The following is a 13,324-nucleotide window of genomic DNA, read 5'->3' on the forward strand; positions in this document are numbered from 1 at the left end:
TCTAATGTGAGTTTCGTCGCTTTTCATTATAGGGCATATGGGACTTTTTTCTATACTCAAAAAGGCTCCATAATCTCTACAGTGGATTTACCCACTACAGAAATTATAGAGCCCTTTTTTTCTATCTTGTTCAGAATTTGTCCAAAAAAGTTTTAGAATAGTTGTCTGATTTTCTCAAAGTCGTCTTCTTTCTGGTCTTGGAATAGATGGGTGTAGGTCTTGAGTGTTTCCAGTACATCTTTAGCTAAACAATGTGAAGTTGTTACGGGAAGAGGCAGTTGAGTTTGAGTTGCTATCGCGAGGGAAGTGTTGGAATTTTTGATTGACATGGTGAACAATATTTGCTATCATTAGTTTATGGAAAAACCTAAATTTGAGTTTTATGAGCGTCCTAATGGGCAGGTGGAGTTTGTTGAGTTTTTACAAAGTTTACCTGTGAAGGATAGGGCAAAGTTATTGGATATTATCCAGCATGTTCAGGAACATGGTTTGCTGGTCGCTCAAAGGATGGAATGGGTGAAGAAGTTGGATAAGGAGATTTTTGAAATCCGTTCAAAGGTTTCTAGTAATATCCAGAGGGCTTTGTATTTTCATGTGGTTGGCAATCGGTATGTGATTACTCATGGATTTACAAAGAAAACACAAAAGACACCGAAGGTACAGATTGAGCATGCCAAGGCTATGAAGCTTGAATTTGAAAGAAGAGGTGAATGATATGGCAACTATTGTATTTGACGATTATTTGGCTGAGCAGTTAAAAGACGAGGAATTTAAGACGGAGTTTATTCAGTCAAGAGCGCAGACTGAGCAAGCTGTTCAGCTCTTACTTACTCGGGAAGCCGCTGGTTATAGTCAGCGTGAGCTGGCTGAGTTGGCTCATGTTCCTCAATCGACAATAGCTAGGATTGAGAAGGGTGCCAATACGAGTATTGATACCCTAAGTAAAATCGCTAAGGCTTTAGGCAAGGAGTTGAAAGTATCATTTGTATAATTTTTTGTTATCTTGTCGCGATATGTCGCATTTGACATTTTTGATGTGATGAGAGGGTAGTATCAAATAATGGGCATTCGAGAAATCGGGTGCCTTTTGTTGTAGAAAATAGAAAGGAGAAGTCATCAGTACTGTGGGTGTATAGTGGTTTTCTAATCCAACTTGTCATACAGGCTCCCTCTAGTTTTCTTTCCAACCTTGTCCTAAATGTCCAGGAAATGCTAAGAAAGAATAAGAATGGTATAATGAAAAAGCTGAATTAAAGCCTATTAAATCAGGCTTTTTCATATTACTATGATCAGGAGAAAATCATGTTACATTTTGAAAATGACTATAACAAGGGTGCCCACCCTGCCTTGCTAGAAGCCTTGGTTGCAAGCAATCAAGAGGGATTATCAGGCTATGGTACGGATACCTACACAAAGTCTGCCATAGAAAAAATTAAACTGGCAACTGCCTGCCCTCATGCACAAATCACCTTTTTGGCAGGTGGAACGCAAACCAATCAAATTGTCATCTCATCTATGTTGGCATCTTATGAGGGTGTCATTGCAGCAGATACAGGACATATCTCCACCCATGAAGCAGGAGCCGTTGAGTTCACTGGGCATAAGGTCATGACCTTGCCACATAAAGACGGCAAAATTTCAGCGGATGCTGTGGATAGCTTTATCAATGACTTCTATGCAGATGCCAATCATGCTCACATGGTTCATCCAGGTATGGTTTATATTTCCCATCCGACGGAATATGGCACACTTTATAGCAAGTCAGAGCTGGAGGACTTAGCAAATGTCTGTCGCAGTCACAATATTCCTCTCTTTTTAGACGGGGCTCGCTTGGGCTATGGACTTGCGGCTCCTGATACGGATTTGGATTTATCGACAATCGCAGAGCTGACGGATGTTTTTTATATCGGAGGGACAAAACTCGGTGCCCTAATGGGTGAAGCATTGGTCTTTACCAAGAACAATCAACCGAAGAATTTTGTATCGATTGTCAAGCACCATGGCGCCTTGTTGGCAAAGGGGAGATTGACAGGAGTTCAGTTTGACTGCTTGTTTACTGATGACTTGTATCTTGAATTAGGCCGTCATGCTATCGCAATGGCAGAGCAGTTAACACAGATTTTGGAAGAAAAAGGTTTTTCATTCTATCTCAAATCACCAACCAATCAGCAATTCGTTATTGTTAAGAATGAAGAATTGACTAGATTGACAGAAGCTGGAATTGCCTATGGTTTCTGGGAAAAATATGACGACAGCCACAGTGTTATCCGCTTTGCGACCAGCTGTTCAACCAGTCAAGAAGATATGGATGAATTAAGAAAAATACTGTAGAAACTAAAAAAGAAAGGGTCAACCTTTCTTTTTTGTCTGTAGATAATGATAACGATAGACAGTATAGCCTTCAATCAGGCGATAGCCTAGTCCACCTAAAATGGCTTTTACTATAAAAACAATATGATTTGCGATGGGTGCCTGGACAGTCAATCCGAAAAGGATACCCAAGATAATCCAAGCAAGTACCGCCCACCATAGATGTTTGAATGGCGTGTATTGTCCATCTCTCTCTTTGACTTCATTAGATACTCTGACTGCACAGCTGGATAAGATAACGATAGGAAGAAGTGAATGAGTGTTAAACGGTGCTGGTAACAATGATGCCAACAGGGAGATTTCAATGAATGAAGACAGCAATAACTAAACTAAAATAGGTATCCTGAGAATAAAGTATTTCATCTTGCACCTCCTGAATTTAGTATAGTAAACCAAGGGAAGTTGTGCAAATAGTTATGTATCATTCTTGAGAAGAACTTGTTGTTGCTTCAGTAGAGCTCTCCGTGCTGCTACCTGTTTCAGTGGTACTTGTCTGGCTTCCCTGACTTGAAGACGTTTCTGCAGTTATTGACGAACTGCTGTAATCTACTTTAGAGTTAGTTTCGGTTTGGCTAGAATCTGTCGTTTCAGTGCTGGAACTTGTTGGTACTTGTATGTGAATGGTTGGGCTAATTGCTGAAGATTGACTAGTGCTGGTAGAACTGGATGAGCTTACCGAGCTACTTGGGCTAGTATTGGCTACCGTTGATTTTGCAGTAAAGGTATAAATAGTAATGCAGGCAGTAATAATCCCTAATATAGAGCCGATTAAGGTCAACAATTTTTGTAGTCTGGATAAGGTAGATTGGTGTTCGTTTCTGTTTGATGCTTTCATGTCGTATCCTCCAACTCCATCTTAAAAAACCAAGTTTAAAACTATCTTAAAGAGTGGAAACAAGATGTGAAACGTGATAAAATAGGACTATTGCAAGCAAAGGAATGAAAAAATGATTTATTTTGACAATGCAGCCACGACTCAGGTCTATCCAGAAGTTCTCAAGACCTATACGGAAGTGGCGACAAAAATCTGGGGAAACCCCTCTAGTCTCCACAATCTGGGTAGTCAGGCAACACGTATTTTGGAAGCATCTCGCAAGCAAATCGCAGAATTGCTTGGCAAGGACAGCAAGGAAATCTTTTTCACCTCAGGTGGTACGGAAGGTGACAACTGGGTCATCAAGGGAGTGTCATTTGAAAAGGCTCATCTGGGCAAGCACATCATCGTGTCAGCTATCGAGCACCCAGCGGTAAAAGAGTCAGCACTTTGGCTCAAAACACAAGGTTTTGAGGTGGATTTGGCTCCGGTCAATGCCCAAGGTTTTGTGGATGTTTCAGCCTTAGAAAGCTTAATTCGTCCAGATACCACACTGGTTTCTATCATGGCCGTTAACAATGAAATTGGTGCCATTCAGCCCATTCAGGAAATATCTCAACTGTTAGCTGATAAGCCAACCATTTCCTTCCATGTGGATGCAGTGCAGGCTATCGGCAAGGTGCCAACGGAAGGGTATCTGACAGACCGAGTTGATTTTGCTAGTTTTTCAGGTCACAAATTCCACTCTGTCAGAGGAGTAGGTTTCGTCTATATTAAGTCAGGCAAGAAAATCGCTCCGCTATTGACAGGAGGAGGGCAGGAAAGCGACAAACGCTCAACAACGGAAAATGTGGCTGGAATTGCTGCAACGGCTAAGGCGCTCCGCTTGACCTTGGACAAGGCGGCAGATAGCCAGAAGCGACTGGCAGCCATGAAGCAGATCCTGGTGGATGAATTGGGCAAATATACAGATGTGACAGTCTTTTCTGGGCTAGAGGACTTTGTGCCAAGCATTGTGACGTTTGGGATTAAAAACATCCGAGGCGAGGTCATTGTCCATGCCTTTGAAGACCACCAGATTTACATTTCGACCACCTCAGCCTGCTCGTCTAAGGCTGGAAAACCAGCTGGAACACTGATTGCTATGGGTGTTCCGCAGAAGTTGGCTCAAACTGCCGTCCGAATCAGCTTGGATGATGATAACGATATGGGGCAAATCGAACAATTCCTCACGATTTTCAAACAAATTTATCAGAACACACAGAAAGTAAGGTAGCATGAACTATTCAGAAATTATGATTCGCTATGGCGAATTGTCAACCAAAGGGAAAAACAAGATGCGGTTTGTCAACAAACTCCGCAATAATATCAAGCATGTCCTGTCTGTTTACCCAGAAGTGACGGTTTATTTTGACCGTGACCGTGGTCATGTCTATTTGAACGGGGCAGATTATCAGGAAGTCTCAGCTTCTTTGAAGAAGATTTTTGGGATCCAAAATTTCGCACCATCTTATAAGATTGAAAAGTCTGTTCCAGCCTTGAAAGAGGCAGTTGTGGAGATTATGCAGTCTATTTACAAGGAAGGGATGACCTTCAAGATTGCGGCGCGTCGTAGCGACCACAGTTTTGAATTGGATAGTCGTGACCTCAACCAAGTTCTTGGAGATGCGGTTTTCACAGCCATTCCAAATGTTCAGGTACAGATGAAGTCGCCAGATATTACTCTGCGGGTGGAAATTCGTCCTGACGCTGCTTATATTTCCCATGAAGAAATCAAGGGAGCAGGTGGTCTTCCAGTTGGGACATCTGGCAAGGGAACGCTCATGCTATCAGGTGGTATTGATTCGCCAGTTGCGGGCTATTTGGCACTGAAACGTGGGGTTGAAATCGAAGCCCTGCACTTTGCAAGTCCGCCTTATACTAGCCCAGGTGCACTTAAAAAGGCCCATGATTTGACTCGTAAATTGACTGCCTTTGGTGGTAATATCACCTTTATCGAAGTGCCGTTTACAGAAATTCAGGAAGAAATCAAGAAAAAGGCACCTGAAGCTTATTTGATGACCTTGACACGTCGCTTCATGATGCGGATTACAGACCGAGTACGGGAAGAGCGTGGTGCCATGGTTATTATCAATGGTGAAAGTCTAGGACAGGTTGCCAGTCAGACCTTGGAATCCATGCAGGCTATCAATGCGGTGACAAATACACCTGTTATCCGTCCAGTCGTGACCATGGACAAGTTAGAAATCATTGATATTGCTCAAGAAATTGATACCTTTGATATTTCCATCCAGCCATTTGAGGATTGCTGTACCATCTTTGCCCCTGACCGTCCTAAAACTAATCCTAAAATCAAGAATGTCGAGCAATACGAAGCTCGTATGGATGTAGAGGGCTTGGTGGAACGAGCTGTTGCAGGGATTATCGTAACTGAAATTACACCGAAAGAGGAAGTACAGGACGAAGTAGATAGAATAATAGAGGACTTGCTATAAGATGAACGACTTTTTTAATGGATTATTACATGCACTTAGTTGGGACAAAGACCTGACTAATGTAATTTTAGGAAACCATTTGAGTTGGTCTTACGCTTTGGGAATAACCATCAATTTTCTCATTTGCCTAGTGATATTTATTCGTTTTGTTCGCTCTTTGTTGAAAAATGTGAAGAAATCAGATAGTTGGCGGTTGCATTGGTCCAACTATTATCAGAACAGTATTTCAATCGTGGGCCGTATGCAATTTTGGCTAACAGTTCCCCTAACTTTATTATTTATTGTTTGTATCACTGTTTATTTTCTCGGCTTTCGTGTGGTGAATGGGCTGACGCGCTACCATTATTTTACCTCTCAAGAGTTAAGCCCGTCTTATGCACTAGTGACTATAAAAGATGCCAATGTCGGAAGCTATAGAAGTCCCTACTCTAAATTAGTTCTTCAGGTGCATATTGCGGGATATAGTCAAACAGTTAATGTCAGCAATAGTTCAAAGACTATAGCTCGGTACTTTCGGCCTTTAGAAGGGAATATCTATCCTGCACTTGTAGAGGTGAATTCAAATAACGAAATTGTTTACATTTCTAATATACTGATTGATTAGTAGAGACGTATTTGGAGAGAAGGGGTAAATGAGATGGACATTATGTCAGATATATTCCATGCTATAGGGGATACATTTATATTACGAAGTCATTTAGTAAATATTACGTATGGGGAGCCGCCAACAGTAGGATTTTTAATTGGAATAATAATCAACCATGCCTTTGCTCCTGTATTTATTTTATTTTTTCTTCTTCCTAAACGGAGAAGTGAATTACCTGCTATTATTAAAAAAGTAAAACAAGTATTTCAAGAGTTACGCTTTGACGTGATGAAGTATGTTATTCTGTTCATTTGTATCCTATTGGGGTTCGTTGCTGTCTATGACATTAAGAGGACTTTATCAGCTCATGCTTATTTTGTCCAGCATCCTGTCGTTGATAGTAAGCAAGGTGTCCTATCTCACTTTTATATCAAAAAAGGTGGCAGTAGAGCCAGTCATGCAGATATTTATTGCTATCTTACGATTGACAATGAACATATTCCAGTTTATTTTTCGGATGGAAATAAGCGTATAGCCAACGCTATCCTTAAGGATGGAAAGGATTATTATCAGGTCCGTGTCGGTCTTGATAAAAATGGTAAAGCTGTCTCGGTCAATGAATTTATAAATAATTAAGAATAGTAAAATCAAACATGTCGAGCAATACGAAGCCCGTATGGATGTTGAAAGCTTGGTGGAACGAGCTGTTGCAGGGATTATCGTAACTGAAATTACACCGAAAGAGGAAGTACAGGACGAAGTAGATAGTTTGATTGCTGATTTACTATAATTCTCGTTTTGTTTTCAGAAACCGTAAGGAAAATACATGAAAATCTAGCTTTTGCTAGATTTTTTTGTCGAATTGTTCGGAAAAACGCGATTTGTATGGTATAATAAGATTTCACAAATATTTTTTCTAATCTAAAAGGAGGAGTTATGAAAAAAGGAGCCCTAACAGGTTTACTCCTGTTCGGTATGTTTTTTGGTGCAGGAAACCTGATTTTCCCGCCTGCGCTTGGTGTCTTGTCTGGTGAGAATTTCTGGCCAGCAATTTTAGGATTTGTCGTATCGGGTGTCGGGATTGCCGTTATTGCCTTGATTGTGGGTACTTTAAATCCCAAAGGTTATGTCCACGAGATTTCACGCAAGATTTCACCTGCTTTTGCAACAATCTATCTTGTAGCCTTGTACTTGGCCATTGGGCCCTTCTTTGCCATTCCGCGTACGGCAACAACGTCCTTTGAAATTGGTATCGCACCATTGTTGAGCGAAAGTAGCGTTTCCTTGTGGTTATTGGTTTTTACTGCCTTGTATTTCGTTGCTGCTTATCTAATTGCCCTCAATCCATCACAAATTTTGAATAGTATCGGTCGTATTTTAACTCCTGTTTTTGCCATTTTGATTGTGATTTTGGTTGTACTTGGTATTGCTAAGTACGGGTCAACCAGTCCACTACCAGCTTCAGAGGCTTATTCAGCTGGACAGGCATTTGGTACAGGATTTATTGAAGGCTATAACACTCTTGATGCACTGGCTTCCATCGCTTTCAGTGTGGTTGCGGTTAATACCTTGAAGCAACTTGGCTTCTCAAGCAAGAAGGAATATATTTCAACCATTTGGTCAGTTGGATTAGTCGTTGCTTTGGCCTTCTCAGCACTTTATATTGGTTTGGCTTTCCTTGGAAATCATTTCCCTGTGCCTGCTGATGTTTTGGCGTCCGATACCAATAAGGGTGTTTATATTCTTTCGCAAGCAACTCAGGCTATTTTTGGTCCAAGTGCCCAAATTTTCTTGGCTGCCATGGTTATCGTTACCTGTTTTACAACAACGGTTGGTCTTATCGTTTCTAGTGGAGAATTCTTTGCAGAGCGTTTCCCACGTTTTAGCTACAAAGTCTATGCGACTGTCTTTACCTTGATTGGCTTTGGTATTGCCAACCTTGGTTTGAGCAAGATCATCGCTTTCTCTATCCCTGTTCTTTTGGTACTCTATCCAATTACCATCTGTATTGTCTTGATTACCATTGTCAATAAATTTGTACCACTTTCTACTTACGGTATGCAACTGACAGTAGGAGTAGTAACAGCATTGTCACTTGCAGAAGTCTTGGCTGGTCAATTTGGTTGGACTGCAGTGTCAACTGCGATTGCAAGTCTACCATTGGCAGGTCAATCATTGGCCTGGTTATTGCCAGCTCTTGTCGGAATCGTCCTCTCTCTCTTCTTACCAAACAAGCAGGAGAGCGAAGTTTTCGAAATGTAAGAAAAATGATACAAAACACTTGCATTTGCAGGTGTTTTTGTTATAATAGGACTGTTGACTATGCACACATCCTGTGCAACCGCACGAATGCCGTTCTTTCGTTGAGAGTAGAGTAAGTGGTTCGTCCCACGGTACTAGGCGAGTCTTCACATCAAATTCGGGCAAGACCCTAAAATCCATAGGAGGTGCATAATGAGCACATACGCAATCATTAAAACTGGCGGCAAACAAGTTAAAGTTGAAGTCGGTCAAGCTATCTACGTTGAAAAATTGAACGTTGAAGCAGGTCAAGAAGTTACTTTCGAAGAAGTAGTTCTTGTTGGTGGTGAGAAAACTGTTGTGGGTACTCCACTCGTAGCAGGCGCTACTGTTGTTGGTACTGTTGAAAAACAAGGTAAACAGAAAAAAGTTGTTACCTTCAAGTACAAACCTAAAAAAGGTAGCCACCGCAAACAAGGTCACCGTCAACCTTACACAAAAGTTGTTATCAACGCTATCAACGCTTAAGGCGTAGCTTGAAGCAATCATTACAGAAATTCGGAGGAATAACATATGTTAAACTTGAATCTTGCTAACTTGCAATTTATGGCCCACAAAAAAGGTGGAGGTTCAACGTCAAACGGTCGTGATTCACAAGCGAAACGCCTTGGTGCGAAAGCTGCTGACGGCCAAACTGTATCAGGTGGTTCAATCCTTTACCGCCAACGTGGTACTAAAATCTACCCAGGAGCTAACGTAGGTCGTGGTGGAGATGACACTCTTTACGCTAAAGTAGAAGGCGTTGTACGCTTCGAACGTAAAGGTCGCGATAAGAAACAAGTATCTGTTTACCCAATCGCAAAATAAGTCTGAAAATGGCTTAACAATAGGCTTTCCGAGATTTCGGAAGGCCTGTTTTTTTGTTTTGGTACCCATTTTGGTACCATTTTGTGAGAAAGCGATGCTAAGCTGTAAGGCGTATTATGTATCTGACAAAAGCAGATATCATGATATAATTGTAACTAGAGTTTGTATCATTTTATTTGAATACAAACAATTTATTGAATTATGTTACAACTTAGCATAGAAGGAAGAAACTGTCAGATGTTTGATGAAGTTATGCAAAAAATTGCAGATTTTTTAGAGAATACTCCTGCGGATATTTTTGAGTTTTCTATCTGGTTAGAAGACACATTAGTCGATGATTACGATGCAATGGCTGCAGAACAGCCTGAAGCGACTTATTCGTTAGGTCAGGAAGTTCCAGATATATGTGCAAGTGCTGAGCCTGGAATGAAATTATCTGAGATTATTGAATTTAAAAAACTGCTAAGAGTTGAGTATGATAAAGCCTTAGCTCTTGTTAAATAGAATTGGCTAAGCGCCTAGAGCGATTGGATGCGATTGAATACAATGTTAAAACCAGATGACAGGGAGGAGTATTATCACGATGACTATGAAAGAGAACATCGTCATAATTGACGGTTGGGAATTTATAAAATGCCCGATTTGTAGCACTCTTGTTGAAACTTACGATATTTGCGATAAATGTCGCTGGCAGAATACCGGTGAAACAAATATTGACGGTGGTCCTAATAAGATGACATTAGCAGAAGCTAAGGAAGCTTTTGCTAAAGGAGAACCAATTCGTTAATGGAATTGTATTTTTAATTGAAGCTAGTTTTCAGCTTGATTTTCTTGGTTGTTTTCGATACTTATAGTGAATTTTGCAAAGTATTTTGTTAATGTGAGCATTGAAGCAAACGTTTAATTTCACTATCATTCTGGTTTCTAAGTTTTTTAATCTTGATAGTAGTCTATTTATGAAAGTGTAGTTATTTTGAATATTGAAGAAACAATTTCAGTTTTTAAAGAAAGTATTAAAGAATTTGAGATAGTGCGGGAAGAATACCTGAGCCAATTTGGTAAAAATTCACTAGATTATGTTATTTTCTGGGACCCACTACATATCGAACAGCATCCAGATGAGGTAAAAGAAGCAACTGCGATGATAAGAAAAGCTATCAGTGAAAATGTGCCGTTAGACAATAATGAATATAATTTAGAAAATAATATCTACTAATCATTCTAGGGGGGACAGTGGAAGTGCTAGATAGCTTACAAGAATTATTCGTTGACAATCGTATTTTCTCTACTTCAACAATATCGGGGTTTAGCGATTGGTATAAAGAAGATGAAAATCATCAAGTTTGGTGGGTTGAAGAATTAGGCACTAGAGGTCGTTATCTCTTCAGTTTTGATAAAAAGAAAGTCTACAATCTTTTTGCTGATTATCCAGATAAGATGACAGCAGAAGAAGTTGAAATTTTCAATCGAGAAAATCCCTACTGGGCTGATATTTTCAGTGGTAGAAGGTTAAAATAAGCATCCGAAAGAGGATTTTGTTACATAAAATTTAAAGTGATATTCCTTGCATTTCGCGAACAGAAAATGTGTTGTTAGGGCAATGACAAGTAAGATTGAACTAATCGTATAAACTCGCCACACAATATCCTATATGTGTTATAATAGAGAGATAAGAATTGAGAAAGGACGAGTCGATGAACATTCAACAATTACGCTACGTTGTTGCCATTGCCAACAGTGGTACCTTTCGTGAGGCAGCGGAAAAAATGTACGTTTCACAGCCAAGTTTGTCCATTTCTATTCGTGATCTGGAAAAAGAGGTTGGTTTTCAGATTTTTAATCGGACCAGTTCAGGAACGGTTCTAACCAAGGAAGGTATGGAGTTTTATGAGAAGGCGCAGGCCTTGGTAAAGGGCTTTGACCATTTTGAAAATCGTTATTTACAACCTGAAGAGAGCGAAAAAATCTTTTCCATTTCCAGCCAGCATTACGATTTCTTACCACCTTTAATAACGGAGTTTTCTACTGCCCATTCTCAGTACCAAAATCTTCGTATTTTTGAATCCACGACGGTACAGATTTTGGATGAAGTGGCACAGGGCTACAGTGAGCTTGGGATTATTTATTTAAACAGCCGCAATACCAAGGGGATTATGCAAAAGCTGGAAAAGCTCAAGCTGGAAGTAGAAGATTTAATTGATTTTCAGACCCATATCTATCTTCGCAAAGACCATCCTTTGACCAGTAAGGATGAGGTTGACTTGAGTGATTTGGTTGGTCTACCGACTGTTCGATTTACTCAGGAAAAAGAAGCCTATCTGTACTATTCTGAAAATTTGGTTGATACGTCGGATTCTTCGGTTACCTTTGATGTGACGGACCGTGCAACCTTAAATGGAATTTTGGAAAGAACAGATGCCTACGCGACAGGTTCTGGTTTTTTGGACAGTGAGAGTGTTAACGGAATTACAGTCATTCCTATTAAAGGTCAGGTTGATAACCGGATGGTTTATGTCAAGCGAGTAGACGGTGAATTAAGCCAGTGTGCTGTAGATTTTATTGAAATGATGCACCGTTATTTTGACGCGAAGAAAGGATAGTATGAGAAAGTTTGGATTTCCAATAGTAGCTGCAGTCTTAATTGTGTTGGACCAGCTAGTGAAAGCTTGGACGGTTGCCAATATTGCATTAGACACAGTTGAGCCATTTCTTCCAGGTTTCATGAGTTTGGCTTATTTGAGAAATTATGGGGCAGCCTGGTCTATTTTACAAAATCAACAATGGTTCTTCACAATTGTCACGATTGCAGCTGTGACAGGATTGATTTGGTATTATATCAAACAAATTCAGGGCAATATCTGGACCTTGTTTAGTCTGTCCTTGATGATTGCGGGTGCCTTGGGGAATTTTATTGACCGCATAAGACTAGGTTATGTTGTGGATATGTTTCATCTGGATTTTATCAGTTTCCCAGTTTTTAATGTGGCAGACATCTGCCTGTCGGTTGGTGTAGGAATTTTATTTATTTGTATCATGAAAGAAGAGAGTAATGGAAGTAAGAGTTGAGATTGGTGGTCTTCGCTTGGATAAGGCCTTGGCAGATTTGACAGATTTGTCCCGTTCAGTTGCCAATGAACAGATTAAGAATGGTCAGGTCTTGGTCAATGGTCAGCCCAAAAAAGCAAAATACAGTGTGCAGGCAGGAGATGTGATTTCCTACCAGGTACCAGAAGTAGAAGAAATCGACTATGTAGCCGAAGATATCCCTTTAGAAATTGTCTATCAGGATGAGGATGTTGCGGTGGTCAATAAACCTCAAGGTATGGTGGTTCATCCGTCAGCTGGTCACACTACGGGAACGCTGGTCAATGCCCTTTTGTATCATGTGAAGGATTTGTCAGGTATCAATGGTGTTTTGCGACCAGGTATTGTCCATCGAATTGACAAGGATACCTCTGGCTTGCTCATGATTGCTAAAAATGATGAGGCACATACTAAGTTGGCTGCCGAATTGAAAGATAAGAAATCCCTTCGTAAATATTGGGCCATTGTTCATGGCAACCTGCCAAATGACCGTGGGATGATTGAGGCACCGATTGGTCGTTCTGACAAAGACCGCAAGAAACAGGCCGTGACTGCTAAAGGGAAAGAAGCTGTCACACGATTCCAAGTTTTGGAAAGATTTGGAGACTATACTTTGGTGGAGTTGACCTTGGAAACTGGTCGAACACACCAGATTCGTGTCCACATGGCCTATATTGGTCATCCGGTCGCGGGTGATGAGGCTTATGGTCCTAAGAAGACGCTCAAGGGACATGGTCAGTTTCTTCATGCCAGAACACTTGGGTTTACCCATCCGAGAACTGGAGAAGTTGTCGAATTTACGGCAGAAGCGCCAGCTATTTTCCAAGAAACGCTTGAAAAACTACGTCGGTCAAATGGTTGATGAAA

Annotated in this window: 19 protein-coding genes, 1 pseudogene and 1 other annotated feature; of the genes and pseudogenes, 18 read left to right on the forward strand and 2 right to left on the reverse strand. The window is 40.6% G+C overall.

All coding sequences use genetic code 11. The features are described from left to right. The first annotated feature begins 357 nt into the window (after nucleotides 1-357). From C1G57_RS09555 to C1G57_RS09565, 3 genes are all read left to right on the forward strand, one after another. Nucleotides 358-714, forward strand: coding sequence for a type II toxin-antitoxin system RelE/ParE family toxin (locus C1G57_RS09555; protein WP_105114691.1), 357 nt, complete (start codon nucleotides 358-360; stop codon nucleotides 712-714). A 1-nt stretch (nucleotide 715) separates the two neighbouring features. Further along, the gene (locus C1G57_RS09560) at nucleotides 716-991 is read left to right on the forward strand and encodes a helix-turn-helix domain-containing protein (RefSeq protein ID WP_105114692.1); all 276 of its coding nucleotides are present in this window, start codon (nucleotides 716-718) and stop codon (nucleotides 989-991) included. A gap of 311 nt (nucleotides 992-1,302) precedes the next feature. Continuing rightward, nucleotides 1,303-2,331 (forward strand): threonine aldolase family protein, encoded by a 1,029-nt coding sequence (locus tag C1G57_RS09565; protein ID WP_105114693.1) that lies wholly within the window; start codon nucleotides 1,303-1,305, stop codon nucleotides 2,329-2,331. A gap of 18 nt (nucleotides 2,332-2,349) precedes the next feature. Here the strand turns inward: C1G57_RS09565 and C1G57_RS09570 are convergent, their stop codons facing one another. Together C1G57_RS09570 and C1G57_RS09575 are read right to left on the reverse strand one after the other, a co-directional pair. Continuing rightward, complete coding sequence (locus tag C1G57_RS09570) at nucleotides 2,350-2,661, reverse strand: hypothetical protein (protein ID WP_238595300.1); 312 nt, start codon at nucleotides 2,659-2,661, stop codon at nucleotides 2,350-2,352. Between the two features lie 130 nt (nucleotides 2,662-2,791). Next, nucleotides 2,792-3,205, reverse strand: a complete 414-nt coding sequence (locus tag C1G57_RS09575; protein ID WP_105114694.1) for a DUF6556 family protein — start codon at nucleotides 3,203-3,205, stop codon at nucleotides 2,792-2,794. A gap of 112 nt (nucleotides 3,206-3,317) precedes the next feature. Between C1G57_RS09575 and C1G57_RS09580 the strand changes: the two genes are divergently transcribed. The 15 genes and pseudogenes from C1G57_RS09580 to C1G57_RS09650 all read left to right on the forward strand — a co-directional run bounded on the left by C1G57_RS09580 (nucleotide 3,318) and on the right by C1G57_RS09650 (nucleotide 13,319). Continuing rightward, the gene (locus C1G57_RS09580; RefSeq protein ID WP_105114695.1) at nucleotides 3,318-4,460 is read left to right on the forward strand and encodes a cysteine desulfurase family protein; all 1,143 of its coding nucleotides are present in this window, start codon (nucleotides 3,318-3,320) and stop codon (nucleotides 4,458-4,460) included. 1 nt (nucleotide 4,461) lies between these two features. Next, nucleotides 4,462-5,679 (forward strand): tRNA uracil 4-sulfurtransferase ThiI, encoded by a 1,218-nt coding sequence (gene thiI, locus C1G57_RS09585; RefSeq protein ID WP_105114696.1) that lies wholly within the window; start codon nucleotides 4,462-4,464, stop codon nucleotides 5,677-5,679. Between the two features lies 1 nt (nucleotide 5,680). Next, nucleotides 5,681-6,283 (forward strand): hypothetical protein, encoded by a 603-nt coding sequence (locus tag C1G57_RS09590; protein ID WP_105114697.1) that lies wholly within the window; start codon nucleotides 5,681-5,683, stop codon nucleotides 6,281-6,283. 42 nt (nucleotides 6,284-6,325) lie between these two features. After that, nucleotides 6,326-6,901 (forward strand): hypothetical protein, encoded by a 576-nt coding sequence (locus tag C1G57_RS09595; RefSeq protein ID WP_153045631.1) that lies wholly within the window; start codon nucleotides 6,326-6,328, stop codon nucleotides 6,899-6,901. Nucleotide 6,902: 1 nt separating this feature from the next. Beyond that, nucleotides 6,903-7,055: pseudogene (locus tag C1G57_RS09600) on the forward strand (tRNA 4-thiouridine(8) synthase ThiI); the annotation flags it as partial. A gap of 146 nt (nucleotides 7,056-7,201) precedes the next feature. Further along, nucleotides 7,202-8,527, forward strand: a complete 1,326-nt coding sequence (gene brnQ / locus C1G57_RS09605; protein WP_105114699.1) for a branched-chain amino acid transport system II carrier protein — start codon at nucleotides 7,202-7,204, stop codon at nucleotides 8,525-8,527. Nucleotides 8,528-8,594: 67 nt separating this feature from the next. Next, nucleotides 8,595-8,683 (forward strand) — a sequence feature (ribosomal protein L21 leader region). A 36-nt stretch (nucleotides 8,684-8,719) separates the two neighbouring features. Then, on the forward strand, nucleotides 8,720-9,034 hold the full coding sequence (gene rplU, locus C1G57_RS09610) for a 50S ribosomal protein L21 (protein ID WP_002941330.1): 315 nt from the start codon (nucleotides 8,720-8,722) through the stop codon (nucleotides 9,032-9,034). Between the two features lie 45 nt (nucleotides 9,035-9,079). Further along, on the forward strand, nucleotides 9,080-9,373 hold the full coding sequence (rpmA, locus tag C1G57_RS09615; protein WP_009909754.1) for a 50S ribosomal protein L27: 294 nt from the start codon (nucleotides 9,080-9,082) through the stop codon (nucleotides 9,371-9,373). 237 nt (nucleotides 9,374-9,610) lie between these two features. Further along, nucleotides 9,611-9,877 carry a hypothetical protein gene (locus C1G57_RS09620; RefSeq protein WP_105114700.1) on the forward strand — a complete coding sequence of 89 codons (267 nt, stop codon included), beginning with the start codon at nucleotides 9,611-9,613 and terminating at the stop codon, nucleotides 9,875-9,877. Nucleotides 9,878-9,956: 79 nt separating this feature from the next. After that, nucleotides 9,957-10,160, forward strand: a complete 204-nt coding sequence (locus C1G57_RS09625; RefSeq protein WP_105114701.1) for a CPCC family cysteine-rich protein — start codon at nucleotides 9,957-9,959, stop codon at nucleotides 10,158-10,160. Between the two features lie 186 nt (nucleotides 10,161-10,346). Then, nucleotides 10,347-10,589 (forward strand): hypothetical protein, encoded by a 243-nt coding sequence (locus tag C1G57_RS09630; RefSeq protein WP_105114702.1) that lies wholly within the window; start codon nucleotides 10,347-10,349, stop codon nucleotides 10,587-10,589. Nucleotides 10,590-10,606: 17 nt separating this feature from the next. Continuing rightward, on the forward strand, nucleotides 10,607-10,891 hold the full coding sequence (locus C1G57_RS09635) for a DUF7675 family protein (protein WP_238595299.1): 285 nt from the start codon (nucleotides 10,607-10,609) through the stop codon (nucleotides 10,889-10,891). A 176-nt stretch (nucleotides 10,892-11,067) separates the two neighbouring features. Continuing rightward, complete coding sequence (locus C1G57_RS09640) at nucleotides 11,068-11,973, forward strand: LysR family transcriptional regulator (RefSeq protein ID WP_105114703.1); 906 nt, start codon at nucleotides 11,068-11,070, stop codon at nucleotides 11,971-11,973. A gap of 1 nt (nucleotide 11,974) precedes the next feature. After that, a complete protein-coding gene (gene lspA / locus C1G57_RS09645; protein ID WP_105114704.1) occupies nucleotides 11,975-12,439 on the forward strand; it encodes a signal peptidase II in 465 nt (154 codons plus the stop codon). After that, nucleotides 12,423-13,319 (forward strand): RluA family pseudouridine synthase, encoded by an 897-nt coding sequence (locus tag C1G57_RS09650; RefSeq protein WP_105114705.1) that lies wholly within the window; start codon nucleotides 12,423-12,425, stop codon nucleotides 13,317-13,319. Before lspA ends, C1G57_RS09650 begins: the two co-directional genes overlap by 17 nt. Nucleotides 13,320-13,324: the final 5 nt, after the last annotated feature.

This window comes from Streptococcus suis, assembly GCF_002960425.1.
In the GTDB taxonomy this organism is placed as follows: domain Bacteria; phylum Bacillota; class Bacilli; order Lactobacillales; family Streptococcaceae; genus Streptococcus; species Streptococcus suis_S.

What these genes read in the sequence shown, in the direction of transcription:
- C1G57_RS09640 (WP_105114703.1), top strand. Translation starts at nt 11,068, where the DNA reads ATGAACATTCAACAATTACGCTACGTTGTTGCCATTGCCAACAGTGGT.
- thiI (WP_105114696.1), top strand. Translation starts at nt 4,462, where the DNA reads ATGAACTATTCAGAAATTATGATTCGCTATGGCGAATTGTCAACCAAA.
- C1G57_RS09595 (WP_153045631.1), top strand. Translation starts at nt 6,326, where the DNA reads ATGTCAGATATATTCCATGCTATAGGGGATACATTTATATTACGAAGT.
- C1G57_RS09625 (WP_105114701.1), top strand. Translation starts at nt 9,957, where the DNA reads ATGACTATGAAAGAGAACATCGTCATAATTGACGGTTGGGAATTTATA.
- C1G57_RS09575 (WP_105114694.1), bottom strand. Translation starts at nt 3,205, where the DNA reads ATGAAAGCATCAAACAGAAACGAACACCAATCTACCTTATCCAGACTA.
- brnQ (WP_105114699.1), top strand. Translation starts at nt 7,202, where the DNA reads ATGAAAAAAGGAGCCCTAACAGGTTTACTCCTGTTCGGTATGTTTTTT.
- C1G57_RS09565 (WP_105114693.1), top strand. Translation starts at nt 1,303, where the DNA reads ATGTTACATTTTGAAAATGACTATAACAAGGGTGCCCACCCTGCCTTG.
- rpmA (WP_009909754.1), top strand. Translation starts at nt 9,080, where the DNA reads ATGTTAAACTTGAATCTTGCTAACTTGCAATTTATGGCCCACAAAAAA.
- C1G57_RS09580 (WP_105114695.1), top strand. Translation starts at nt 3,318, where the DNA reads ATGATTTATTTTGACAATGCAGCCACGACTCAGGTCTATCCAGAAGTT.
- C1G57_RS09620 (WP_105114700.1), top strand. Translation starts at nt 9,611, where the DNA reads ATGTTTGATGAAGTTATGCAAAAAATTGCAGATTTTTTAGAGAATACT.
- C1G57_RS09555 (WP_105114691.1), top strand. Translation starts at nt 358, where the DNA reads ATGGAAAAACCTAAATTTGAGTTTTATGAGCGTCCTAATGGGCAGGTG.
- rplU (WP_002941330.1), top strand. Translation starts at nt 8,720, where the DNA reads ATGAGCACATACGCAATCATTAAAACTGGCGGCAAACAAGTTAAAGTT.
- C1G57_RS09590 (WP_105114697.1), top strand. Translation starts at nt 5,681, where the DNA reads ATGAACGACTTTTTTAATGGATTATTACATGCACTTAGTTGGGACAAA.
- C1G57_RS09560 (WP_105114692.1), top strand. Translation starts at nt 716, where the DNA reads ATGGCAACTATTGTATTTGACGATTATTTGGCTGAGCAGTTAAAAGAC.
- C1G57_RS09650 (WP_105114705.1), top strand. Translation starts at nt 12,423, where the DNA reads ATGGAAGTAAGAGTTGAGATTGGTGGTCTTCGCTTGGATAAGGCCTTG.
- lspA (WP_105114704.1), top strand. Translation starts at nt 11,975, where the DNA reads ATGAGAAAGTTTGGATTTCCAATAGTAGCTGCAGTCTTAATTGTGTTG.